Here is a 22,780-nt window from a genome sequence, read left to right as displayed (position 1 = left end):
GCGGTGGACCTGGCATGCGTGTGGCGGCTGTCGCGGTGGACCTGTCACGCCTGATGCGGCTGTCGCGGTTGGCCCGGCATGCATGAGGCGGCTGCCGCGGTTGGGCCTGTCGTGCCTGAGGCGGTGGCCGGGGGCGCGCGGGGTGGTGGCCGAGGGTGGCCGGGCCACGGGCTGGGGCGGCGGCCGTGGGTGGCCGGGTCACGGGCTGGGGCGGCGGCCGAGGGTGGCCGGGTCACGCCTGGGGGCGGTGGCCGCGGAAGTGACCGGAATCCTTCCCGTCCAGCGGTGCGTGACGGACGCCCCACGTACGGCCACTGGACGCCATACCGACTAGTCGGCATGATCGGGGCCACGACCGATCGACCGTCGGACCGTCCACTCCCCACGGAGGAGCACGATGAGCAAGGGCACCCCTCCCCCCACGGCCCCGGACCGGGAGGATCCCCCCGGCCTCGACCTGGCGCGGTTGCGCGCGCATCTGGACCGGGAGCGGCCCGGGCTGGCCGGCGGCCCGCTGCGGGCGGAGCTGATCGAGGGCGGGCGGTCCAACCTCACCTACCGGGTCACCGACGGCGCCGCCCGCTGGGTCGTCCGCCGGCCGCCGCTCGGCCACGTCCTGGCCACCGCGCACGACATGCGGCGCGAGCACCGGGTGATCAGCGCGCTGCACCCGACGCCGGTGCCGGTGCCCGGGACGCTGCTGCTGTGCGAGGACGAGTCGGTGATCGGCGCCCCGTTCTACGTGATGGAGCTGGTCGAGGGCACGCCGTACCGCACCGCCGCCCAGCTGGCGCCGCTCGGCCCGGAACGCACCCGGGCCGTGGTGCTGTCGCTCGTGGACACGCTGGTGGAGCTGCACGCCGTGGACCCGGAGGCGGCGGGGCTGGGCGACTTCGGCCGCCCGGACGGCTTCCTGGAGCGTCAACTGCGGCGCTGGGGCAAGCAGTTGGCCGCGTCGAAGAACCGTGAGCTGGCCGGGATCGACGAGCTGCACGAGGCGCTCGGCCGGGCGCTGCCCGCCTCCCCCGCGCCGGCCGTCGTGCACGGCGACTACCGGCTGGACAACGTCCTGGTCGGCGCCGACGACACCATCGAGGCCGTACTGGACTGGGAGATGTCCACGCTCGGCGATCCGCTGACCGACCTCGGCCTGCTGGCGATGTACAGCTCGGACCTGGGTCTGCCCGAGTCCCCGGTGAGCACGACCAGCGGCGCCCCGGGCCACCCCTCCCCCGCCGAGCTGATCGAGCGCTACGCGGCCCGCTCGGGCCGGGACACCTCGGCCATCGCCTGGTACACCGCGTTCGCCTGGTTCAAGCTCGCGGTGATCCTCGAAGGCATCCACTACCGCTTCACCCTCGGCCAGACCGTCGGTGCCGGTTTCGACCGGATCGGCGAGCTCGTGCCCGTCTTCATCGACCGCGGACTGACCACCCTCAAGGAAGGCTGAGCCCATGGACTTCGCATTCGACGCCCGGACCGAGGAGCTGCGCACGCGGCTGCTGACGTTCATGGACGAGCACGTCCTCCCGGCCGAGCGGACCGCCCACGAGCAGCGGGAAGCCCTCGCCTCGCCGTGGGACACCCCCGCGGTCGTCGAGGAACTGAAGGCCGAGGCCCGCCGGCAGGGGCTGTGGAACCTGTTCCTCCCGGACGAGGAGTACGGCGCCGGGCTGACCAACCTCCAGTACGCGCCGCTGGCCGAGATCACCGGCCGCAGCCCGCAGCTGGCACCGACCGCGCTGAACTGCGCGGCGCCGGACACCGGCAACATGGAGGTGCTGGCGCAGTTCGGCGACGAGGCGCAGAAGAAGCAGTGGCTGGAGCCGCTGCTGGCCGGCGAGATCCGGTCGGCGTTCGCGATGACCGAGCCGGAGGTGGCCTCGTCGGACGCCACCAACATCACCACGCGCATCGAGCGGGACGGCGACGACTATGTCATCAACGGCCGCAAGTGGTACATCTCCGGGGCGATGAACCCGCTGTGCCAGATCTTCATCGTGATGGGCAAGACCGACCCGGACGGCGCGGACCTGCGCCGCCAGCAGTCGATGGTCCTGGTGCCGCGCGACACCCCCGGTGTGGAGGTGAAGCGCGCCATGCAGGTCTACGGCTACGAGGACCACTACCACGGCGGGCACGCCGAGGTGGTCTTCCACGACGTACGGGTGCCGGTGGGCCATCTGATCGGCGAGGAGGGCGGTGGCTTCGGCATCGCCCAGGCCCGGCTCGGCCCCGGCCGGATCCACCACTGCATGCGGCTGATCGGCATGGCCGAGCGGGCCATCGAGCTGATGTGTGAGCGGGCGGTGGCCCGTACGGCGTTCGGCAAGCCGCTGGCCCAGCAGGGCGTGGTCCAGGAGTGGATCGCCGACGCCCGGGTGGCGGTGGAGCAGCTGCGGCTGCTGGTGCTGAAGACCGCCTGGCTGATGGACACCGTCGGCAACAAGGGCGCGCACACCGAGATCCAGGCCATCAAGATCGCCACGCCGCGCACGGTCGTCGACATCCTCGACAAGGCCGTCCAGCTGTACGGCGCGGGCGGGGTGAGCCAGGACTTCCCGCTGGCCGAACTGTGGGCCGCGGCCCGCACCCTGCGCCTGGCGGACGGCCCGGACGAGGTCCATCAGCGGTCGCTGGCCCGGCGGGAGTTGAAGCGGTACCTGTAAGGGGCGGGGCGGCGGGCGCGGGGACGGGGGCGGCCGCCGCCCGGTAGCCGGCCTGGGGGGGCCGGCGGGTCCCGTAGGGGGGCGTCGAACAGATCCCGTAGGGGTCGCGAGCGCCCCCTCGGGGCCGACAACGCCGGTGGGGGTGGCGGGTATTCCGTGGCGGGGTGGTCCGTGGCGGGGCGCGCCGCCGTTACGGCCGTAGTGCCCGGAGCAGCAGGTCGGCCAGGTGGTCGGCGACCTGTTGGGGGGTGAGGGGGCCGTTCTCGCGGTACCAGGTGCCGAGGTGGTGGACGGAGCCGAAGTGGTAGTCGACGACGAGGTCGGCGGGGATGTCGGCGGCGAAGACGCCGGAGCGCTGGCCCTCCTCGATCAGGGCGCGGAACCGTTCGTGGTAGCGCCGGCGTTCGGCGCGTACCTGCTTGTCCTTCTCCGGGCCGAGGTGGTGCATCGACCGGAAGAAGATCTTGGTGTCGTCGAGGTTCTCGATGGTGGTGACGACGACGTCGGCGGCGGCGTCGCGCAGGCGCTGCTCGACCGGGGCGTCGGCGTCGGCGAAGTGGTCCAGCCGCTCCTGCTGGAGCCGCAGCACCCGGCCGTAGACCTCGTGCAGCAGGTCGTCCTTGGAGCCGAAGTAGTGGTAGAGGGCGCCCTTGGTGACGCCCGCCGCGTCCACGATCTCCTGGACGGAGGTGCGGTCGTAGCCCTGCTCCGCGAAGAGCCTGGTGGCGGTGGCCAGCAGCCGCCGCGCCACCGGCTTCGTGCTGCCGTTGCCGTTGCCGTTGCCGGTGCCGTCCTTCGTGCCGGCCATCGCCCTCACCTGTCCTTCGTCGTACGTCATGCGCGGTGGCGCAGCTCCCGTCGGAGGATCTTGCCACTCGTGGTCTTGGGGAGCTCGGTCAGGACCTCCACCTCACGGGGATATTTGTACGCCGCGAGCCGTTCCTTGCAGTACGCGGCCAGCTCGGCGGGCGGCACGTCGGCCCCCGGACGCAGGCTCACGTACGCCTTGACCGACTCGCCGCGGTAGGCGTCGGGCACCCCGACCACCGCCGCCTCGCGCACCGCCGGGTGGCCGTAGAGGACGTCCTCGACCTCGCGCGGCCACACCTTGAAGCCGGAGGCGTTGATCATGTCCTTCTTGCGGTCGACGACGTAGAGCCAGCCGTCGGTGTCCATGAAGCCGATGTCGCCGGTGCGCAGTTCGCCGTCCGGGAGGGCCTCGGCGGTGGCGTCCGGGCGGCGCCAGTAGCCGGGGACGACCTGGGGTCCGCGGACCGCGATCTCGCCCGGTTCGCCGAACGGCAGGTCCGCGCCGTGGTCGTCGACGATCCGCACGACGGTGTCCGGGCCCGGCACACCGACCGCGAGTGTCCCGGAGACCTTGTCCACCGGCGCTTCCCGGCCGGGCGGCACGCTGGCGCACGGCGCGGTGCACTCGGTCAGGCCGTAGCCGTTGTGGAGGTACGGGCCGAAGGCGGTGCGGAACTTCTCGACGAGGGCGGGCGGCAATGGCGCGCCGCCGGACGACATGATCGCGAAGGATGCGAAGTGGTCGCGGGTGACGTCCGGGTGGGCCATCAGTGCCATGTAGGCGGTGGAGGGGCCGACCGTGTAGGCGGGGCGGTGCTCCAGGAAGGCGTCCAGGACGACGCCGGCCTCGAAGCGGTAGGCGAGCGCCAGGGTGCCGGCGCCTGCGAAGCAGGTGGCGAGTTCGCAGACCATGCCGGTGATGTGGAAGAGCGGGGCGAGCGCGAAGTACGTGGTGCCTTCGGGCAGTCCGTGGCCGGTGCGCTGGCGTTCGGCGTTGTAGGTGAGGTTGCCATGGGTGTTGGTGGCGCCCTTGGGCGTGCCGCTGGTGCCGGAGGTGTAGCTGATCAGCGCGATGTCGTCGGCGGCCGGACCGGGGCCGGCCGGCGGTGCGGCGCGCCCGGTGGCGGCGCGGGCGACGGTCAGCAGGTCGTCGGCGCCCTCCTGCGGCCCGAGCGGCGCCCCGCGCAGCACCCGGGTGTCGTCGCGGGTCTGCAGTTCCCGCTCGGAGGTGGTCAGCGCCAGGCGTACGGAGGGCGCGGCGGCGGCGGTGGTGCGCAGGAAGCCGTCCCAGGTGCGGTCGGCGCAGATCACGGCGGTGACCTCGGCGTCGTCCAGGACGTGCCGCAGTTCGGCGGACTTGTACATGGGGTTGACCGGCACCACGACCCCGCCGGCCTTCCAGACGCCGAGCAGGGCGAGGACGAACTGCGGGGTGTTCTGCAGCATGATCGCGGCGCGGTCGCCGGGCCGGAAGCCGCGGTCGGCGAGATGGGCGGCGATGCCGTCGGAGAGCGCGTCGGTCCCGGCGTAGGACAGCCGGCCGTCGAAGTAGGCGAGCGCGGTGCGGTCGGGGGCCTTGCGGGCGGCGGCGCGGAAGGCGTGCAGGACGGAGGGCGGCGGCTGGACCGGGCCGCGCTGGGCGTCGGTGAGCAGGGCCAGCCAGGGCTTGTCGTGGTACGAGGTCACCGGGCGCCCCCTTCGCGCTGTTCCAGCTTCTGCTGGAGGTGGTTCATCGCGGTCAGCCAGCGGTCGGGGTCGGTGGCCCGGGCGGTGTAGTAGTCCGCGACCTCCGGGTGCGGCAGGACCAGGAACCGGTCCTGCTCGATGGCCTCGCACAGCGCGTCGGCGACCGCGTCGGGCTCGACGGCGGTGGGCGTGAGCACCAGGTCCCCGGCCGCTCCGGTGGCGGCCAGCATGTCGGTGCGTACGCCCTGCGGACAGATGGCGTGCACCGCGATCCCGCGGTGCCGGTAGGTGAGCGAGAGCCATTCGGCGAAGGCGTAGGCGCCGTGCTTGGTGACGCTGTACGGGGCGGCGGCAACCATGGTGAGCAGGCCGGCCGCGGAGACGGTGGAGACGAAGCGGCCGCTGCCGCGGGCCAGCCATTCCGGTACCAGTTCGCGGGCCGCCCGGACGTGCGCCATGACGTTGACGTCCCAGGCCAGCGCCCAGTCGTCCTCGGGCGCGTCGGGGCCGCCGCCGGTGCCGACGCCGGCGTTGGCGCAGAAGATGTCGATGGTGCCGCCGAGTGCTTCGCGGGCGGCCGGGACGATGCCGGAGGCGTCCCCGGCGACCGTGATCGCCCCGATCTCCGCGGCGGTCCCCTTGGCCTTGGCCTCGTCCAGGTCGTTGACCACGACCCGGGCGCCTTCGGCGGCGAACCGGCGGGCCAGCGCCGCGCCGATCCCCCCGCCCGCCCCGGTCACGACGACGGCCTTGTCCCGTACGGCTTCCACTGCGGTGTCTCCCTCGGTCGCGCGGATCGACTGACAGGCAGACTAACCAGTCGGTATGTGGGAGCGGAAGAGTCGGTTTCCGGTCGGCCCGTCCCGTTCCCGGACGCGGCCCGGCGCGTTAGCGTGCGCACCGCACGTACGGGTTGGCTTCCTGCGATCACGGAGGTGTGCGGATGGCTCTGTCGAGGCGCGTTCTGCTCGGACATCTGGCGGCGACCGGCGCGGCCGGTGCGGCCCTGACCGCCGCCGCGGCGCCCGCGCGGGCGGCGGCCGGCCCGGACCGGGGCGGCCGGCGGGTGCGGACCGGTTTCGCGCGGCTGGCCGCGGACGGCTACCGGCTCCTGGAAGGCGAAAAGGTCGGCGTCATCACCAACCCCACCGGCGTCACGACCGAGCTGCGGCACATCGTGGACGTGATGCACGCCGACCCGCAGGTCCGGCTGACCGCGGTCTTCGGGCCCGAGCACGGCTTCCGGGGCACCGCGCAGGCCGGCGGGTCCGAGGGCCGCTACGACGACCCGGCCACCGGGCTGCCGGTCTACGACACGTACAACAAGAGCGGCCGGGAACTCGCGGACATCTTCACCGCCTCCGGTGTGGACACCGTCGTCTTCGACATCCAGGACGTCGGCGCCCGCTTCTACACCTACATCTGGACGCTCTACGACTGCATGGTGGCGGCCGTCCTCGCCGGCAAGCGCTTCGTGGTGCTGGACCGGCCCAACCCGGTCACCGGCCGCTTTGCCGCCGGGCCGGTGCTGGACAAGGCGTACGCCTCGTTCGTCGGCCGCGAGCCGATCGCGCAGGCGCACGGCCTGACGGTGGCCGAACTCGCCCTGCTCTTCAACGGCGAGTTCGTCCCGCAGGCGGCCGGCCGGGCGGTGGAGCTCGCCACCGTGCGGATGAGCGGCTGGCACCGCGGCGACTTCTACGACGCGACGGGCCTGCCCTGGGTCCCCCCGAGCCCCAACATGCCCACCCCGGACACCGCGCTGGTCTACGCGGGCACCTGCCTCTTCGAGGGCACCAACCTCTCCGAGGGCCGCGGCACCACCCGCCCCTTCGAACTCCTCGGCGCGGACGGCATCGACCGGCGCTGGGCCGCGGCCGCCACCGAACTCGGCCTGCCCGGCGTGCACTTCAGGGAGGCGTACTTCGCGCCCACCTTCTCCAAGTTCCAGGGGAAGACCGTCGGCGGGGTGCAGCTCCATGTGCACGACCGGGCCGCCTTCGACCCGGTGCGCACCGGCGTCGGTCTGCTGGTCACGGCGAAACGGGTCTGGGGCGGTTTCGCGTGGCGGCCGGACCACGGCATCGACCGGCTGACCGGTTCGGCGACCGTGCGGACGATGATCGACGCGGGCGCGGGCCCGGACGAGATCGTCGCCGCCTGGCAGGCCGGGCTGGCGAAGTTCCGTGCGGTGCGGGCTCGTTACCTGCGTTATCCGCCGGCGTAGTCGCCGACGAGTTCCGCGCCGGTGGTGCGGTCGCCGCGCTCGGCGATCTCCCCGCCGACCCAGGCGTCCACCCCGTGGTCGGCGAGCGTGGCCAGCGCCGTGGTCACGGACTCCGGCGGGACGACGGCGATCATCCCGACGCCCATGTTCAGGGTCCGCTCCAGTTCCCGGCGCTCGACCTGGCCGGCCGTGGCGACCAGGCCGAAGACCGGGCCCGGTGTCCAGGTGGCGCGTTCGACGGTGGCGTGCAGCCCGTCCGGGACGACCCGGGCGAGGTTGCCCGCCAGTCCGCCGCCGGTGATGTGCGCGAAGGCGTGGACCTCGGTGGCCCGGGTCAGCGCCAGGCAGGCGGCGGCGTAGATCCGGGTGGGTTCGAGCAGTTCCTCGCCCAGGGTGCGGCCCAGTTCGGCGAGGTGCTGGTCCAGGCGCAGGCCGGCCCGGTCGAGCAGGACGTGGCGGACCAGGGAGTAGCCGTTGGCGTGCAGGCCCGACGAGGCCATCGCGATCACCGCGTCGCCGGTACGGAGGCGCTCCGCGCCCAGCAGCCGGTCCGCCTCGACGACGCCCGTGCCGGCGCCGGCCAGGTCGAACTCGTCCGCGCCGAGCAGGCCCGGGTGTTCGGCGGTCTCGCCGCCGATCAGCGCGCAGCCGGCCAGCACGCAGCCCTCGGCGATGCCCTTGACGATCTCCGCGACCCGCTCGGGGTGGACCTTGCCGACGCAGAGGTAGTCGGTCAGGAAGAGCGGTTCGGCGCCGCAGACGACGATGTCGTCCATCACCATCGCGACGAGGTCGTGGCCGATGGTGTGGTGGACGCCCAGGGCGCGGGCGAGGTCGACCTTGGTGCCGACGCCGTCGGTGGCCGAGGCGAGCAGCGGACGGGCGTAGCCCTTCAGCGCCGAGGCGTCGAAGAGGCCGGCGAACCCGCCGAGGCCCCCGACGACTTCGGGGCGGGCGGTCTTCCTCACCCACTGCTTCATCAGCGTCACGGCGCGGTCGCCGGCTTCGATGTCGACGCCCGCCGAGGCGTAGCTGGCTCCGGTGCGAGGGCTCATGGACGCCCGCCTTTCGAGGAGTTGATCCGGTCTGTCGCCGTACGGGTCACCATGACGCCGCGCCGTTGAAGGAGGTCGGTCCCGGGCGGAAGCCGAGGCCGCGGCGGGCGGCGCCGAGCGCCAGGGTGCGTTCCACGGCGAGGTGGCTGAGCGCGTAGCGGGTGAGCCGCGGCGGTGCGGAGCGTCCCGCCAGCCGCCAGGCCGTTTCGGCGGTCGCCGCGGCGGCGGACGCCACGGCGGTGGGCACCGTGCGCAGCCGTACCGTCAGGCCGCGGGCGGCGAGCAGGGCCCGCAGCGCCTCACCGATGGGGACGGGGGCCGCGTCGGCGATGTTGTAGGTGCCGGGCCGGGTGTCGCGGTCGCAGGCCAGTAGCGCGGCCGCGGTCAGCTGGTCGATGTGGGTGAGCGACTGCAGGGCGGTGCCGTCGCCCGGCAGCCACAGCCGGCCGCCGCGGACGGCGCCCAGCACCCGGGGCAGCAGCGTCCGGTCGCCCGGTCCGTAGACGGCGTGCGGGCGCAGCACGACGGTGTCCGGGCGGCCGCGCAGGGCCAGTTCGGCGGCGGCCTTGGAGGCGGCGTACGGGGTGAGGTAGCGGCGGACCGGGGCCTCGGTCTCGTGGCCGAGGACGGTCGGCCGGAACGGGTCGTACACGCTGGCCGTCGAGATGTGCACCAGCCGGGCGCCGGGGAAGGACGCGGCCACGTTCCGGGTGCCGGTGAGGTTGGCGTGCCAGACGGGCCCGGGCGCGCCCCAGTCGCGGACGGCGGCGGCCGCGTGCACGACCGCGTCCACCTCGGGGGCGTCGGCCCACACCCCGTCGCAGAGGTCCCAGTCGGCGCGGGTGAGGGCGTGCACGGTCCAGCCCGCGGCGGTCGCGGCCCGGCAGACGGCGCCGCCCACGAAGCCGCGGGCGCCGGTCACGGCGATCCTCATCGGGCCGCCCCCGCCGTCCGGTCGCCCAGCAGGTCGCGCAGCGCGGCGCGGTCCGGTTTGCGGGTGCGGCCGGTGACCGGAATGCGGTCGAGGACGACCACCTCGTCCGGCAGCGCGGCCGCGTCGATCAGGGCGGGCAGCCGGGAGCGGACGGCCCCGGCGAGCAACTCCCTTCCGACCGTGGGCTGTTCGGGCACGACGGCCAGAACGACGCGCTCGTCGCCGTAGGCGTCCGGGACGCCGACGATGACCGCGTCGGCGACGCCGGGCAGGGCGGCGACGGCCGGTTCGTAGAGCCCGGGGTAGATGTTGGTGCGGCCGCGGATGAGCATGTCCTTCTTCCGGCCGAGCAGGACCAGTTCGCCGTCCGCCAGCCGGGCGAGGTCGCCGGTGGCGTGTTCGGTCATCGGTGGCTCGCCGAGGTAGCCGCGGCACAGGTTGGGCCCGGACACCAGCAGTTCGCCGTCCGGTGCGGTGCGCACCCGGACCCCCGGCAGGGGGGTGCCGAGCAGGTCGCCGGGGCCCCGGTGGGCGAGCTTGGCTTCTCCGGTGGCGACCGCGACCGGCACGATCTCGGTCATGCCGTACACGGCGAGGAAGCGGACCCGCGGCAGGACGTGGCCGGCCCGGCGCAGCAGGCCGGGCAGGACGGGTGCGCCTCCGAGGACGAGGTGCCGCAGCGGGGCGGGCAGTGCCGCCTCGCCCCGTTCGACGGCGTCGAGCACCGCGGGCAGGTCGGCCGGGACGCAGAACGCGTGGGTGGCGCCGGCCAGTCCGCGGGTGAACCGTCCGGGGTCGGCGGCGGGCGCGAAGCCGTACGGCGGCATGGTCCAGTGCGCCCCGGCGACCAGGGCGGGGATGCCCATCATCAACTGGTCGGTGTGCAGCACATCGCCGTCACTCATCTCCAGCGCGGAGCCGCAGCCGACCAGGCCGGCGCCGAGCGAGCCGCGGGTGTGGACCACGGCCCGGGGCGCCTGTGTCGTGCCGGAGGTGAAGACGATCAGCGCCTCCTGTCCGGGCGCCGGTCCGGGGCGGTCGGCCGGGGCGGGGCCGGCGGCGAGCCGGCGGGCGGACAGCGCGCCGGCGGGGACGCCGGGCAGCCGTCGGCCGGTGTGGACGTGCCGCAGGCCGAGCCGGTGGTAGTGCGGCAGCAGCAGTCCGCGCCGCCGCGCCAGCGGGCGGCCGTAGCGGGCCACCGCGTACAGCAGGGACTCGGCGGCGGCCCAGCGCGGCTGCGCCAGTTCGCGGCGGGCGGCGAAGAGTTCGGGGCCGGCGCCGGGGTCGGCGAAGACCACGGTGCCACCGGCGGCGATCACGCCCAGCGCCAGCACCACGCCGTCCGGTCCCGGCCGCACGGAGAACAGCATCCGCTCCCCCGCCGCCATCCCGGCCGCGCGCAGCCCGCGTGCCGTGGTGAGGACGGCGCGGGCCAGTTCGCGGTAGCCGAGGGTGCGGCCGTCGGGGCCGGTGAGGGCGGGCGCGCCGGCGCGCCGGTCGGCGGTGTCGAAGAAGGCGGTGAGCAGATCGGTCCGGTCGTCCGCCGCGGGCCGGGTGTCGGTCAACTGGCGCTCCTGAGCTCGATGTTCAGCCGGGCGTAGCCCGGGATCAGGACGTTCCGGGCCGGGCGGCGGCCGGTGACGGTGACCGGTCCGGCGGCGAGCGCGGCGGCCAGCACCGCGCGGATCTGCGCCATGGCCAGCGGCATGCCGAGGCAGAAGTGCGGGCCGGCGCCGAACCAGAGCCGGCGCAGTTCCGGCGGGTGCGGCCGCTCGGGGGCGAACGGCCCGTGGGCCCGCGCGCACAGCAGGGTGGCCACCACGACCCGGTCGCCGGGCGCGACGGGGACGCCGCCGATCCGTGCGGCGCGGGCGACGCTGCGCAGCATCACGGGGGAGGGCACGGTGATCCGCAGGGCCTCCTCGATCACCGGGTCGGGGTCGGCGGCGGGGTCCGCGAGCCGGTCGAGCCGGCCGGTGTCGTGGCCGAGGGCGATCAGCCGCGGGATGAACGAGACCAGGGTCTCGGTGCCGGTGAGCAGGAAGGCGCCGACGGCCCCGCGGGCCTCCTGCTCGGTCAGGCCCAGTTCCCGCAGCCGGCCGGGCAGGGTCGTCTCGCCGCCCTGCCGGTAGGCGGTCACCGCCGAGGCGGTCAGCCGGCCCAGCACCTCGCGCGCCCGCGCCACCTGAGGGCCCGTCATGCCGGAGCGCCACAGCCGTACCGACCTCGTCACCTCGGACGCCTCGGCGTGCGCCCCGCCGAACCGGCCGGGCTCCGCGGGCATCCCGACGATCGCGCAGATCGCGGCGCCGGCGCAGATCTGCGCGACCCGGACCAGGTCGACCTGTTCGCCGGCGCGCAGCCGGCCGGTCAGCGCATCGAGCGGCTGCGCCAGCACCCGGGCGCACAGGGCCGTGACGTAGCCGGGGGTGAAGAGCCCGGACAGCCGGCGGCGGAGCGCCGCGTGGTCGGGGCCCTCCATGTTGAGCAGCACCGACGGGCCGAGCACCGGCGTCCACAGGTCGGACGGTGAGCCGGGCCCGGTCTTGGTGAAGTGCTCGGTGTCGCAGAGGACGTCGCGGGCCAGCGCGGCGTCGCTGACCACGACGCCGACCCGCGGCACCCGGACGACCGGGCCGCGGGCGGCAATGGCGCGCAGCAGCCGGTAGGCGACCGGATGGGCGGCGGTCTGCACCCGGTGTTCCCAGCGCTCCCAGGTGGCGGGCGGCGCCGCCGTGGTGGTGGTCGTCACCGGATGTCCACCACCTCGGGGCGGTAGCGGTGGTCCGCGTACCAGCCGAGGGTGCGGCGCAGGCCCCAGGCGTGCACCCGGCGGGCCGAGCCGGCCACCTGCACGTCGCGCCGGGTGCCGTACGCGGTGGTCAGCCGGCGGACCGCGTTGACCAGGGCGCGGTCCTCGTGGACCTCCTCGATGGCGGTGCGCGGGAAGCCGCCGGCGCGTTCGTACAGGTCCGCGGTGATCGCCATGTTGCAGCCGGGCGCCATCACGTACGGGCCGAGGTAGCCGGGGCCGCGGTTGCCGGGCCGGAAGCGGCCGAAGAGCGCGGCCACTTCGGTCGCGGTGACCAGGGCGGCGCGCCGCAGCGGGGGCAGCGGCGCCTCGTCGGTGCGGGGCCGCAGCCGGCCGGCGATCAGTTCCAGTCCGGCGTCGAAGCCGGCCCGGACCCGGGCGGTCCAGTCGGGCGCGGGCAGGCAGTCGGCGTCGGTGCGGGCCAGGTGGGTGGCGCCGTGCGCGATGGCGTGGCGCATCCCGGTGTCGGCGGCCGCGCCGGTGCCCTTGCGGGTCTCGTGCACGAGGTGCAGCCCGCCGGGGAAGCCGAAGGACCGTACGACGTCCGCGGTGCCGTCCGTGGAGTCGTTGTCGACGATCACGAGGGAGAAGTCCCGGTCGGTCTGGGCCGCGAGCGCCCGCAGCGTCGCGGTGATGCCCAGGGCCTCGTTGTAGGCGGGTACCACCGCCCAGAGCCTCACAGCCGGATCACGCTCACTCCCATGCTGATGCCGCCGGCGAGCCCGACCAGGGCCACCAGGTCGCCGACGCCGGCCCGGCCGCTCTCCCGGGCGCGGACGAGCTGCAGCGGCAGGCTGGCGGAGGCCGCGTTGCCGTGTTCGGTGACGGTGAGCGGGATCTTGTCGGGGGGCAGCCCGAACCGTTCGGCGAGCTGGTCCAGATAGGGCTTGGAGACCTGGTGGACGCAGATGGCCGCCATGTCCTGCCAGCGGACGCCGAGCCGCTCCAGGGTGTCGTCGAGGATCTTCGGGCCGAGCCGCTCGAAGGCGCGGCGCAGGCCCACGCCGTCGAGCCGGAAGTAGGTGTGCTCGTCGCCGCGGGGGTGGGCCGAGCCGCCGGACGCGAGGGTGCCGACGTTCCAGGAGGCGGAGTCGGCGGTGAAGCCGCAGCCGAGGATGCCGGGCTCCGCGGACGCCTCGACGAGCAGCGCGGCGCCCGCGTCGGAGAGGGTGTAGCCGGGGATCGACGCGAGGTAGGTGCGCAGGTCCGGCACCGCCCAGCGGACGGCGCGGGAGGGCGATTCACCGCCGGCGATCAGGATCCGTCGGTAGGAGCCCTGGGCGATCAGCGCATGGGCGGTCTCCAGCGCGTTGAGCACGCTGTTGCAGGCGTTCTTGACGTCGAAGACGGGGCAGCGCAGGCCGAGGCGGTCGGCGACCATGTGCGAGGTGGCCGGCTCGATCATGTCCTGGCTGGCCGCGGCGAAGAGCAGCAGGTCGATGGTGCCGGCGTCGGTGCCGGTCTCGGCGAGGAGTTTGCGGGCCGCGGCGGCCGCGAGGTCGGACGCCTGCCAGTCGTCGGGCATGACGTGCAGCCGCTCGACGCCGGTCAGCCGCCGCACGAGGCCGGGCGGCGGGCGGAATCCGGTGCTCGCGGCGGCCACCAGGTGCTCGGTGTCCGTCGTGGAGCGCAGGGTCTCGGGCAGGTGGACGGCCACACCGGCCAGCCGTGCGTGGATCTGGGGCATGGTGCTGGTCTCCCGTCAGACGAGGGTCACGGTCAGCCGGTCGTACGAGGGGATGACCACGCGGCGGCTGTAGCGGCGCTCGGTGATCCGCCAGGGCCGCCCCACCGCGGTCAGGGTCTCCAGGGTCCGGCCGATCTCGGCCTGGGCGATGGCGGAGCCGAGGCAGTGGTGGCGGCCGGCGCCGAACCACAGCTGGCGGTTGGCGGGTTCGGCGGGCCGGCCGAGCCGGAACCCGCCGGTGAGGCTGTTGGCGGTGTAGTTGAGCAGCGTGATCCGGTCGCCGGCCTTCAGGGTGCGGCCGGCCAGCCGCACCTGGCTGCGTACGGTCCGGCCGATGACCGGGGCCGGTGCGGTCACCCGCAGCCCCTCGCGGACCGCCTCCGGGACCCGCTGCGGGGACGCCAGGAGGGCGTGCTGCTCGCCGGTGTCGTGCAGCAGCGCGACGGTTCTGGTGATCGCGCTGGCGGCGGTCTCGGTGGCGGCCACGCCCACGAGAGCGGCCATGCCGGCGGTCTGCCGGGCGTTCAGCCCGACCTCGCGGCAGCGGCCGATGAGGTGGTCGGCGGGCTCGGTGGCCCAGCGGCCCTCGACGTGCCCGGTGAGCCGCGCGACGATGCCCCGGCCGCGGGCCACGGTCGCCTCGGTGAGCTCGCCGCCGCCGGCCGCTTCGACGGACAGCGCGGCGAGTTGGCGGGCGGTGGCGAAGACCTTCTCGTAGGCGGCGTCGTCGGTGCCGGTGACCGGGACGCGGAGCAGCTCGGTCACGATGCGGCCGACGACGGCCCGGCCGAGGGCGGCGACGTCGAGGGGCCGGCCCGCGGCGAGCTGGACCCGGGCCTCGACGAGCCGGGCGCCGATGGTGCGGTCGACCAGCTCGCGGGCCGCGGTCTCGCCGAACAGCTCGCGGGTGCCGGCGCGCAGGGCCCGGTGCCCCTCGCCGTCGAAGAGATCCTCGACCCAGCCGCCCAGGAGCTGGGCCCACAGCCGGCCGACGCCGCCACGGTCGAGGACGGTGAAGTGCTTCTGGTCGACGAGCACGGACCGGGCGGTCGCCGCGTCGGCGGTCAGCCAGCCCAGCTTCGGGACGTACGTCAGGGGCCGGGCCAGCCGGCCGGCGTGCAGCAGCAGCGGGAGGGCGGGGCGGCTGGCGGCCAGCACGCGCAGCTCGTGGAGTCCGGCGCGGTTCATGGTGGTCCCTCTCGTGGTGTCGGGGGAACGGCCGGGGCCCGCCGGGCTCCCTCCCGTACGGGGGAGGGAGGGGGCCCGTCGGGGGGCAGGCTGCGGGATCAGCCTGCCTGCGGTGGGAAGAGCGCTGCCATGCCGTCGATCGACTCGGGGCCGTAGCCGACCGAGCCGACCGGGACACGGGACTTGGTGGCCTCGATGACCCGGACCGTCCACACGGGGCCGAAACCGCCGCACAGTTCGATGAGCTGGATGCCCTCGTCGACGAGCCGGGCGGCGATCTCCGGCGCCCGGGACGGGTCCGCCATGCCGACCATGACGGCTCGGAAGCCGTCCCGTTCGATGACGGAGCGGTCGCGGTCGGGGTCGAGCCCGCGTCCGGTGAAGAGGAACCCGAAGGCGTCCAGGGCCATGCTCAGCCCTCCTTCCGCGCGTGCTGCAGCTCCGCCACGACCAGGTCGGCCGCTTCGGCCAGGCTCAGTCCGCCCAGCGACGCCTCCGTGCGCAGCTCGGCGCCGCACCACTTCTGCAGGTCGCCGAGGAGCACCGAACTCGTCATGGAGTCGATGCCGAAGGCGCTGAGCGGGACGTCCGCGTCGAGGTCGGCGGGCGCCATCTCCAGCATCTCGGCCAGCACCCGGCGCAGCCGCTCGACGACCAGCTCCGGGGTGATCTCCTCAATGACGTTCATGACGCACCGTCCTTCCGCTTGCTGGACCACTGGGCCAGCGGCGGCAGCTGGCCCGACCTCATCTGCTCGGCGCAGGCGCGCCGGCGGATCTTCCCGCTGGTGGTGCGGGGCACCTTGTTGCGCGGTACGGCGTAGACGCTGACCGCGGTCGGCAGCACCTTGGCCACCGCGATACCGGCCGCGCGGACGGCGGTGGCGAGCACCTCCGGGTCGCGCACGGTGGTCTCCACCACCACGGCCACGCCCCGGTCGTCCTCGTGGAGCGGCCAGGCGGCGGCCCGCTGCTGGGCGAAGGCGGGGTGGGCGGCGACCGCGACGGCCTCGGCGTCCTGCGGGAAGTAGTTCTCCCCGCCGATGATCAGCACGTCCTTGATGCGGCCGGTGATGAACAGCTGGCCGCCGTCGACGAATCCGAGGTCCCCGGTGCGTACGTAGGCCGGGCCGGTGCCGTCCTCGGTGCCGGCCAGGCGGGCCGCGAAGGTGTCCGCGGACTCCGCTTCCCGGCCCCAGTAGCCCCCGCAGTTGCCGGGCGAGTCGACCCAGATCTCGCCGACCACGCGGTCGGCGAGCGCCTGGCGGGTGGCGGGGTCGACCACGGCGACGCGGATGCCGTCCGCCACCGGGCCGCAGCCGACGAGTTCCACGCCCGCGGCGGTGTCGGCGGTCGGCACGGCCTTGCCCTCGGCCAGTGCCTCCCGGTCGTAGTACGTGGCCACCACCGGTTCCAGGGACGGGCTCACGCTCACCAGGAGGGTGCACTCGGCGAGCCCGAAGCCGGGCGAGAAGACCTCCTCGCGGAAGAAGCTCAGCCGGAACGCCTCGGCGAACCGCCGCTGGGTGGCCGCCCGTACCGGCTCGGAGCCGTTGACCGCGACCCGCCAGGTGGACAGGTCGAGGGCGGCGCGCTCCTCCGCGGGCACCCGGTTGACGCACATGTCGTACGCGAAGTCGGGCGCGGCGGTGAAGACGTCGTCCTCCGCGGCGATGGCGCGCAGCCACACCCGCGGGTCGCGGACGAAGGTGGCCGGCTCCATGGTGACGGTGGCCGCGCCGGACACCAGGGGCAGCACCACCGCGGTGCACAGGCCCATGTCGTGGAAGAACGGCAGCCAGCTGACGATGGTGGTGGTGGGCTCCACCTCGCAGGCGTCGCGCATCGCGATCTGGTTGGCGACGAGGTTGCCGTGCCGGACGACGACGCCGCGCGGGTCGCCGGTGGAGCCGGAGGTGTACTGGAGCAGCGCCGTGGTCGCCGGGTCGAGCGCGACCGGGTCGGGCAGCGCGGCCCCTTCGGGCTCGGGGCGGTCCGGCCGGCGGACGGCGATCCACCGCACACCGGGCAGCAGTGCGGTGTCGGCCTCGTCGGCGTCCTCCTGGGTGGAGACGAGGACGGCGCACGGGTCGCAGTCGCCGCAGATCGCCGACAGCCGCTCGGCGCGGGTGGTGGTGCCGCCCCGGGCGGCGGTGCGGAACGCGGGCACCGGCACGGCGATCATCCCGGCGTACAGGCAGCCCAGGAAGCCGATGTGGAAGTCGAGTCCGGGCAGCGCGGGCACGATGACGCGGTCGCCGGCGGTGCCGGCCTCGCGCAGTGCGGCCGCCAACCGGCGGGCACGCAGGTCGAGTTCGACCGGGGTCAGGGCCTCGACGGTGTCGCCGGACGCGTCGAGGGCGGTGACCACCGGCCGGTCCGCGTCGGGGCCCGCGGCGCGGGCGAGCAGCGCCTCGACGAGGGTGCGGGGCTCCCGGCCGGGGCCCGGCGCCGTGGTCGTGGTCGCCTCCATTGGGGTGTTCACTGCTGTGCTCCTCATTCGACGGTGCCTCGGGACGCGAGGGCGGTGCCGGATCGGGTTCCCGGCTGCGGCCGGGCGGCCGGGGCGGCGAGCGCACCGGCGGGAATCGCGGTCGGATAGCGGCCGGTCAGGCAGGCGGTGCAGTAGCCGGAGGGGTCCCCGCCGGCCGCCTCCAGGAGCCGGTCCAGCGAGAGGAACGCCACGCTGTCGCAGCCCAGTTGCCCGGCCAGCTCGGTGATCGGGAGTTGGGCGGCGAGCAGTTCCTCGGGCCGTCCGGTGTCGATGCCGTAGAAGCACGGCCACCGGTACGGCGGGGAGGCCACCCGCAGGTGCACCTCCACGGCCCCGGCCTTGCGCAGCAGTCCGGTGACGGTGCGCATGGTGGTGCCCCGGACGAGCGAGTCGTCCACCAGCACCACCCGCTGCCCGGCGACCGCGGCGGCGACCGGGGCGAGCTTGCGGCGCACGGTGGTCTCCCGGGCGGCCGGGTCGCCCGCGATGAAGCTGCGGCCGACCGCCCCGGGCCGCAACAGGCCCTGGACGACCCGCAGTCCGGCCCGCTCGGCGTAGCCGTCGGCGGCCACCCGTGCCGTCTCCGGGGTGGCGACGACGACCGGGCGCGGCGACCCGGTCACCGGCGCGTAGTCGGCGAGCGCCTGGCCGGCCCGGTAGCGCGCCTGGTAGACGCTGCGCCCGGCGAGGGCCGAATCGGCCCGCGCGAAGTAGACGTACTCGAAGAGGCAGGCCGCGGTCTTGGCGTCCGGCACCGGCACCCGGCTGCTCGCGGTGCCGTGCGGGCCGATGGTGAGCACCTCGCCCGGCTCCAGCTCGCGGACCACCTCGCCGCCGACGGTGGTGATCGCCGCGGTCTCGGAGGCCAGCAGCCAGGCGTCGCCGCGCCGGCCGAGGGCCAGCGGCCGGAAGCCGTGCGGGTCACGCACGCCGTACAGCTGCGCGCCGTCGGACAGGACCAGGGCGTAGGCGCCGGTCAGCCCGGGCAGCACCGCGTGCAGGGCGGCCGAGGTGTCGATGCCCTCCGCGGCACGCCGGGCGAGCAGCAGGTGGGCCATCAGCTCGCTGTCGGTGGCCCACCGGGCCGGGTCGATCGCCTCGGCGCCCGGCGCGGTGTGCGGGTCGACCAGGGTGCCGTTGTGGGCCAGGGCCAGCGGCGGCCGGTCCAGGACGACCGGCTGGGCGCCGGCCAGCCCGTCCCGGGCGCCGTGGGTGGCGTAGCGGACGTGACCGACCGCGACCGGGCCGTGCGGCAGTCCGTCGAGGTCGGGCATTCCCTGGGCGACGGTGCCGGCGCCGTGCCGGGCGACCAGGGCGCCGCCGGTGCCGACGGCGATGCCGACGCTCTCCTGGCCGCGGTGCTGCAGGGCGACGAGCATCTCCCGTACCAGTGCGGCGTGGTGGCCGGACGGCCCCCAGACGCCCGCGACGCCACAGGCCTCGCGGGGCTTGTCCGCGTCGTACCGGGACCCGGTCATAAGGCGTCACCGCCCGCGTCGAGCCAGTCGGTGAAGGCGTCCAGGTCCGGCAGGATCACGGTCGAGCAGGACAGCACCGCGAGGTTCTGGCGCATGTCCGTGATGGCGACGACGGTGCGGCCGGCGCGGTGCGCGGAGAGCATCTCCGCGGCGGTGCCCATGCTCGGCTCGTGGCCGGGCAGCCAGGCCACACAGACGTCGCTGTCCGCCGCCAGCCGGGTGAGCCGGTGGAACAGGTCGGTCAACTCGCGGAGTTCCTTGGCGAGTTCGTCGTGGTGCAGGACCTTGCGGTCGGCCAGTGCGGCGTGCGCGGCGCGGACGTCCGCGGGGTGCGCGGCGAGCCATTCGGCCATCACCACACCCGGGTCGTGGATGACCGCGTCGGGGCGCCGGGCGCGCAGCGCCTCGGTCAGCCGTTGCCGGTAGGACTGATCGGTGAGGTCGGCGCCGGTGCGCGCGCCCTGCATGGTGCCGGCCAGGAAGTAGGAGCGGGACCGCCCCTCGTCCCGCACGTCGTGGGCGGTCACTCGTCCTCCAGGGAGTACGGGGCCAGGACCAGCCCGGCCGGTGCCGCGGCGCGGTGGATCGCGGCCGCTTCGAGGAGGAAGGCGACCACGTCGTCCTGCGGTGCGCCGACCGCGTCCGCGACGACCTCCAGGTCGCGCCGGAAGCGGGCGTCGCCGTGGGTGGCGACGGCGCCCTGGTTGTCCTTGGTGAGCATCAGCAGGCTGTCCTCGGCGACCCCGGCGGGCCGCCCCGCGAGCGGCAGGACCAGCTCCGCCATCTGCCGGGTGACCGGGTGCAGCACCCGTACGGACACGCTGTGCTGCTCGGGGTGGACCAGCAGCGGACGCACCCAGTCCGCGGCCGGCGGCACGGTCTCCAGCTGCGACTCGGGGCGCAGCACGAACGACCGCGAGGCGATGTTGTGCCCGCGCCGCGGGCTGTACCGCAGGTAGTCCAGGCGGACCGCGTCGTCGTCGAGCGTCCAGGTGGCCCGCACCCGGCTGGGCGCCGGGCTGCCGTCCTTCTTGACCCGGTACGGGTAGGCGTCGACGGTCAGCTGTACGACGCCGTCCTTGGCGGCGGAACGGTCGAGCCGCAGCGGCTCGGCGTGCAGCAGGTAGGGGTCGAGGATGTCGAGGCCCTCCGCCCGCCGGTAGACGGCCGCCACGTGCCGCCCGTCGATGGGGTATTCGGCGGTGATCCCGGACCGTTCGGCGACCAGCCGGCCGGCCGTGAACGACTGCCAGGCGCAGGACTGTCCGAACCGCGGCGGGGCGGCCCGGGTGCCGAAGTACTCGTGGAACTGGGAGGCGCTGTTGTACGGCACCCCGACGAGCACCTCGTCGAGGACCTCCTTCTGCACCTCGCTCAGCACCGCCGCGCCGACGGCGTTCACTTGCGGCCTCCCGAGAAGAGCGCGGCCGCCTGCTCCAGCAGGGAGGGCCGTTGGGCGTAGGTGGTGTCGCGGCCGCCCAGCAGCGACAGGTGGTCGCGCAGCACCCGCAGGTAGGTGAGGAGCTCGAACTGGGTGAGATTGCGCGGGGAGTCCAGGAACTTGATCCCGCCGGTGATGTCCACGTCCCGCCTCCGCTTGCGCTCGTCGAACCGGCGGGCCGCCTCCGGGTCCCGTTCCCGGGCCGCCAGATAGCTCGCGATGACCCGCGACTGCAGCTCGACGGTCGGGAAATGGCCGCCCGTTCCGTCGGTCATTCCGGCGATGAAGAGGTCGTCGTAGCGCGGCGAGAACGCGAGCAGATAGAAGTCCGGCCGGCCCTTGTGCCAGTCGAGGTGCTCCTCATCGACGAACGGAATGTGGATCCGGAAACCGGTCGCCATGATGATGGTGTCGAATTCCTCCGACGTACCGTCCGAGAACTCGACGAACTTCCCGTCGAAACGCACCGGGGCCTTACGCACCTTCACCCGGCCGTGCGCGCAGTAGTACGGCAGCAGGGAGTTCACGATCGGCGGGGATTCCAGCGGCTCGTGATCGGGCTTCGGCAGACCGAACTGATCGGGGCTGCCGATGCTCAGCTTCAGCATGGTCCGGTACGCCGCCCGCGCCACCGGGGCCGGCAGCCGCAGATTCTGGCTCGATTCGGAGACCTGGTCCGCGGGCTTTCCGAAGATGAATTTCGGGAAGAAGTAGTAGCCGCGGCGCATGCTGATCGCGACGTGATCGGTGACCTGGGCGGCTTCCACCGCGATGTCACAGCCGGAGTTCCCGGCACCGATGACCAGGACCCGCTTGCCGGCGAGACCAACCGCGCTGGTGTAGTCCCGGCTGTGCAGGATCTCCCCGTCGAACTTCCCGGAGAACGCCGGCACATGGGGGTGCCAGTTGTGGCCGTTCGCGATGATCAGCGCGCGGTGCTCGGCCGAGTGCCCGTCCGCGGTGGTGACCCGCCAGCCGTCCGAGAGCCGCTCCACCTTCGTGACGTCGGAGTCGAACCGGATGAGCGGCAGCAGGTTGAAACGCTCCGCGTACTGCCGCAGATACCCGTGCACCTGATCGTGCCGGGGATAGGCGGGAAGCCCGCGGTCCATGGGCAGATCCGCATAACCCGTCACCTCGCGGGAGGTGATGGTGTGGGTGTTCTGATAGACGGAACTCCGCGGATTACTGATGTCCCAGATACCGCCCACGCCGGAGTGGGCCTCGTACGCCACACACGGAATGTTGAGATCACTGAGGTTCTTGAGAGAGGCCAGCCCGGAAGGGCCCGCTCCGATGACGGCGACCGGCCGTGGATCCACTTGTGGTTCTGGCATGGAACTGAATTCCCCCATCGATGGTGCGGCGTAGCCAGCTCCCTCCGAAGCCCGTGAGGGTGCTGCTGTACCAACAAGACTTCATCAAGTCGCGGGGCCGACTCCAGCCACTTTCAAGGACTTTCAAACGACCAGCGGGATTCCTGTCCAACCTTGACTTCAGCGCCCCGGCTTCCCCCTAATGGAGCCGACCGGACGGGGGCCCGGACCGAGGGGACCGAACGACTTCGCGCCGGAGTGCAGTACGTCACTCCGGCGCGAATCCCCGCACTCCGAAGTGAAACAGGTCACTTTTTCCTTCCGGTGGAACCCATCAACTCCCTTTTGCGTCAACACCCTTACCGGAAGGAGTGCCAGTGGCACGCGTCGTGGTCGACGTCATGCTCAAGCCGGAGATCCTCGACCCGCAGGGGCAGGCGGTGCAGCGCGCACTGCCCCGCCTCGGTTTCGACGGCATCGCGATCGCCGATGTCCGCCAGGGCAAGCGCTTCGAACTGGAGCTGGAGGGCTCGGTGGATGACGCCGCCCTCGCCCGGATCGAAGAGCTGGCCGGGACGTTCCTGGCCAACACCGTCATCGAGGACTTCACCGTGAAGGTCGAGCCGTCATGACCGCGCGCGTGGGTGTGATCACTTTCCCCGGCACGCTCGATGACCGCGACACCCGGCGCGCGGTTGCTCTGGCGGGCGCCGAGGCGGTGCCGTTGTGGCATCGTGACAAGGACCTCGGGCAGGTCGACGCCGTGGTCCTGCCCGGCGGGTTTTCCTACGGCGATTACCTGCGCGCCGGGGCCATTTCCCGCTTTTCACCCGTCATGGAGTCGGTGATCGCCGGCGCCCGGGCCGGTCTTCCCGTCCTGGGTATCTGTAACGGGTTCCAGGTGCTGACCGAGACGCATCTGCTGCCGGGCGCGATGCTGCGCAACAACCATCTGCACTTCATCTGCCGGGACCAGAAGCTGCG

The 22,780-nt window shown here is 73.9% G+C and carries 22 protein-coding genes; 5 read left to right on the top strand and 17 right to left on the bottom strand.

Going from position 1 to position 22,780, the window contains the following annotated elements:
* Positions 1 to 397: 397 nt before the first annotated feature.
* The gene (locus ACGF4C_RS32770) at positions 398 to 1,450 is read left to right on the top strand and encodes a phosphotransferase family protein (RefSeq protein WP_393571247.1); all 1,053 of its coding nucleotides are present in this window, start codon (positions 398 to 400) and stop codon (positions 1,448 to 1,450) included.
* A gap of 4 nt (positions 1,451 to 1,454) precedes the next feature.
* Positions 1,455 to 2,669 (top strand): acyl-CoA dehydrogenase family protein, encoded by a 1,215-nt coding sequence (locus ACGF4C_RS32765; RefSeq protein WP_393571245.1) that lies wholly within the window; start codon positions 1,455 to 1,457, stop codon positions 2,667 to 2,669.
* A 190-nt stretch (positions 2,670 to 2,859) separates the two neighbouring features.
* Here the strand turns inward: ACGF4C_RS32765 and ACGF4C_RS32760 are convergent, their stop codons facing one another.
* The 3 genes from ACGF4C_RS32760 to ACGF4C_RS32750 are packed head-to-tail and all read right to left on the bottom strand — an operon-like array spanning position 2,860 to position 5,935.
* Complete coding sequence (locus tag ACGF4C_RS32760; RefSeq protein WP_362148522.1) at positions 2,860 to 3,477, bottom strand: TetR/AcrR family transcriptional regulator; 618 nt, start codon at positions 3,475 to 3,477, stop codon at positions 2,860 to 2,862.
* A 26-nt stretch (positions 3,478 to 3,503) separates the two neighbouring features.
* Positions 3,504 to 5,165, bottom strand: a complete 1,662-nt coding sequence (locus ACGF4C_RS32755) for an AMP-binding protein (RefSeq protein ID WP_393571242.1) — start codon at positions 5,163 to 5,165, stop codon at positions 3,504 to 3,506.
* Complete coding sequence (locus ACGF4C_RS32750; RefSeq protein ID WP_393571240.1) at positions 5,162 to 5,935, bottom strand: SDR family oxidoreductase; 774 nt, start codon at positions 5,933 to 5,935, stop codon at positions 5,162 to 5,164. Before ACGF4C_RS32750 ends, ACGF4C_RS32755 begins: the two co-directional genes overlap by 4 nt.
* 173 nt (positions 5,936 to 6,108) lie before the next feature.
* On the opposite strand from ACGF4C_RS32750, the gene ACGF4C_RS32745 reads away from it, so the two are divergent.
* Positions 6,109 to 7,392 carry an exo-beta-N-acetylmuramidase NamZ domain-containing protein gene (locus tag ACGF4C_RS32745; RefSeq protein ID WP_393571238.1) on the top strand — a complete coding sequence of 428 codons (1,284 nt, stop codon included), beginning with the start codon at positions 6,109 to 6,111 and terminating at the stop codon, positions 7,390 to 7,392.
* On the opposite strand, the gene purM is transcribed toward ACGF4C_RS32745, so the two are convergent.
* The 14 genes from purM to ACGF4C_RS32675 all read right to left on the bottom strand — a co-directional run bounded on the left by purM (position 7,377) and on the right by ACGF4C_RS32675 (position 21,817).
* Complete coding sequence (gene purM / locus ACGF4C_RS32740) at positions 7,377 to 8,447, bottom strand: phosphoribosylformylglycinamidine cyclo-ligase (protein ID WP_393571236.1); 1,071 nt, start codon at positions 8,445 to 8,447, stop codon at positions 7,377 to 7,379. The two genes, ACGF4C_RS32745 and purM, sit on opposite strands and share 16 nt — an antisense overlap.
* 46 nt (positions 8,448 to 8,493) lie before the next feature.
* The gene (locus ACGF4C_RS32735) at positions 8,494 to 9,381 is read right to left on the bottom strand and encodes an NAD-dependent epimerase/dehydratase family protein (protein WP_393571234.1); all 888 of its coding nucleotides are present in this window, start codon (positions 9,379 to 9,381) and stop codon (positions 8,494 to 8,496) included.
* Positions 9,378 to 10,946 carry a class I adenylate-forming enzyme family protein gene (locus ACGF4C_RS32730; RefSeq protein WP_393571232.1) on the bottom strand — a complete coding sequence of 523 codons (1,569 nt, stop codon included), beginning with the start codon at positions 10,944 to 10,946 and terminating at the stop codon, positions 9,378 to 9,380. Before ACGF4C_RS32730 ends, ACGF4C_RS32735 begins: the two co-directional genes overlap by 4 nt.
* A complete protein-coding gene (locus tag ACGF4C_RS32725; protein ID WP_393571230.1) occupies positions 10,943 to 12,133 on the bottom strand; it encodes a cytochrome P450 in 1,191 nt (396 codons plus the stop codon). The genes ACGF4C_RS32730 and ACGF4C_RS32725 overlap by 4 nt, the downstream gene beginning before the upstream one ends.
* Entirely contained in the window at positions 12,130 to 12,873 is a 744-nt protein-coding gene (locus tag ACGF4C_RS32720; RefSeq protein WP_393571228.1) for a glycosyltransferase family A protein, read from the bottom strand. The genes ACGF4C_RS32725 and ACGF4C_RS32720 overlap by 4 nt, the downstream gene beginning before the upstream one ends.
* Positions 12,870 to 13,880, bottom strand: coding sequence for a 3-oxoacyl-ACP synthase III family protein (locus ACGF4C_RS32715; RefSeq protein ID WP_030416146.1), 1,011 nt, complete (start codon positions 13,878 to 13,880; stop codon positions 12,870 to 12,872). The genes ACGF4C_RS32720 and ACGF4C_RS32715 overlap by 4 nt, the downstream gene beginning before the upstream one ends.
* Before the next feature lie 15 nt (positions 13,881 to 13,895).
* Positions 13,896 to 15,068: a cytochrome P450 gene (locus ACGF4C_RS32710; protein ID WP_201810001.1), complete on the bottom strand. Its 1,173-nt coding sequence runs from the start codon at positions 15,066 to 15,068 to the stop codon at positions 13,896 to 13,898.
* A gap of 98 nt (positions 15,069 to 15,166) precedes the next feature.
* Positions 15,167 to 15,478, bottom strand: coding sequence for a DUF6506 family protein (locus ACGF4C_RS32705; protein WP_393571225.1), 312 nt, complete (start codon positions 15,476 to 15,478; stop codon positions 15,167 to 15,169).
* Between the two features lie 2 nt (positions 15,479 to 15,480).
* Positions 15,481 to 15,756, bottom strand: a complete 276-nt coding sequence (locus tag ACGF4C_RS32700) for an acyl carrier protein (RefSeq protein ID WP_393571223.1) — start codon at positions 15,754 to 15,756, stop codon at positions 15,481 to 15,483.
* The gene (locus tag ACGF4C_RS32695) at positions 15,753 to 17,552 is read right to left on the bottom strand and encodes a fatty acyl-AMP ligase (protein WP_393571221.1); all 1,800 of its coding nucleotides are present in this window, start codon (positions 17,550 to 17,552) and stop codon (positions 15,753 to 15,755) included. Before ACGF4C_RS32695 ends, ACGF4C_RS32700 begins: the two co-directional genes overlap by 4 nt.
* A gap of 11 nt (positions 17,553 to 17,563) precedes the next feature.
* Positions 17,564 to 19,039: an amidophosphoribosyltransferase gene (purF, locus tag ACGF4C_RS32690; protein WP_393571219.1), complete on the bottom strand. Its 1,476-nt coding sequence runs from the start codon at positions 19,037 to 19,039 to the stop codon at positions 17,564 to 17,566.
* A complete protein-coding gene (locus tag ACGF4C_RS32685) occupies positions 19,036 to 19,566 on the bottom strand; it encodes a hypothetical protein (RefSeq protein WP_393571217.1) in 531 nt (176 codons plus the stop codon). Before ACGF4C_RS32685 ends, purF begins: the two co-directional genes overlap by 4 nt.
* Positions 19,563 to 20,441 (bottom strand): hypothetical protein, encoded by an 879-nt coding sequence (locus tag ACGF4C_RS32680; RefSeq protein WP_393571215.1) that lies wholly within the window; start codon positions 20,439 to 20,441, stop codon positions 19,563 to 19,565. Before ACGF4C_RS32680 ends, ACGF4C_RS32685 begins: the two co-directional genes overlap by 4 nt.
* Positions 20,438 to 21,817 (bottom strand): flavin-containing monooxygenase, encoded by a 1,380-nt coding sequence (locus ACGF4C_RS32675; RefSeq protein ID WP_393571213.1) that lies wholly within the window; start codon positions 21,815 to 21,817, stop codon positions 20,438 to 20,440. The genes ACGF4C_RS32680 and ACGF4C_RS32675 overlap by 4 nt, the downstream gene beginning before the upstream one ends.
* A gap of 356 nt (positions 21,818 to 22,173) precedes the next feature.
* Here ACGF4C_RS32675 and purS point away from each other — a divergent pair, with 356 nt between their 5' ends.
* Positions 22,174 to 22,428 carry a phosphoribosylformylglycinamidine synthase subunit PurS gene (gene purS / locus ACGF4C_RS32670; RefSeq protein WP_393571211.1) on the top strand — a complete coding sequence of 85 codons (255 nt, stop codon included), beginning with the start codon at positions 22,174 to 22,176 and terminating at the stop codon, positions 22,426 to 22,428.
* Positions 22,425 to 22,780, top strand: a 356-nt coding sequence (locus ACGF4C_RS32665) for a phosphoribosylformylglycinamidine synthase subunit PurQ (RefSeq protein WP_393571209.1), incomplete at its 3' end; no start/stop codon positions are given. The genes purS and ACGF4C_RS32665, both read left to right, overlap by 4 nt.

Source organism: Streptomyces sp. NPDC048197 (genome assembly GCF_043202395.1).
GTDB lineage: Bacteria > Actinomycetota > Actinomycetes > Streptomycetales > Streptomycetaceae > Streptomyces > Streptomyces siderophoricus.
Note: the sequence above shows the minus strand (reverse complement) of the source record. Positions and strands in the feature narration are given on the sequence as shown.

Coding starts and splice junctions, on each gene's coding strand:
- ACGF4C_RS32705 (WP_393571225.1), bottom strand. CDS start 15,478: ATGGCCCTGGACGCCTTCGGGTTCCTCTTCACCGGACGCGGGCTCGAC.
- ACGF4C_RS32760 (WP_362148522.1), bottom strand. CDS start 3,477: ATGGCCGGCACGAAGGACGGCACCGGCAACGGCAACGGCAACGGCAGC.
- ACGF4C_RS32765 (WP_393571245.1), top strand. CDS start 1,455: ATGGACTTCGCATTCGACGCCCGGACCGAGGAGCTGCGCACGCGGCTG.
- ACGF4C_RS32745 (WP_393571238.1), top strand. CDS start 6,109: ATGGCTCTGTCGAGGCGCGTTCTGCTCGGACATCTGGCGGCGACCGGC.
- ACGF4C_RS32700 (WP_393571223.1), bottom strand. CDS start 15,756: ATGAACGTCATTGAGGAGATCACCCCGGAGCTGGTCGTCGAGCGGCTG.
- ACGF4C_RS32675 (WP_393571213.1), bottom strand. CDS start 21,817: ATGCCAGAACCACAAGTGGATCCACGGCCGGTCGCCGTCATCGGAGCG.
- ACGF4C_RS32735 (WP_393571234.1), bottom strand. CDS start 9,381: ATGAGGATCGCCGTGACCGGCGCCCGCGGCTTCGTGGGCGGCGCCGTC.
- ACGF4C_RS32715 (WP_030416146.1), bottom strand. CDS start 13,880: ATGCCCCAGATCCACGCACGGCTGGCCGGTGTGGCCGTCCACCTGCCC.
- ACGF4C_RS32710 (WP_201810001.1), bottom strand. CDS start 15,068: ATGAACCGCGCCGGACTCCACGAGCTGCGCGTGCTGGCCGCCAGCCGC.
- ACGF4C_RS32770 (WP_393571247.1), top strand. CDS start 398: ATGAGCAAGGGCACCCCTCCCCCCACGGCCCCGGACCGGGAGGATCCC.
- purM (WP_393571236.1), bottom strand. CDS start 8,447: ATGAGCCCTCGCACCGGAGCCAGCTACGCCTCGGCGGGCGTCGACATC.
- purF (WP_393571219.1), bottom strand. CDS start 19,039: ATGACCGGGTCCCGGTACGACGCGGACAAGCCCCGCGAGGCCTGTGGC.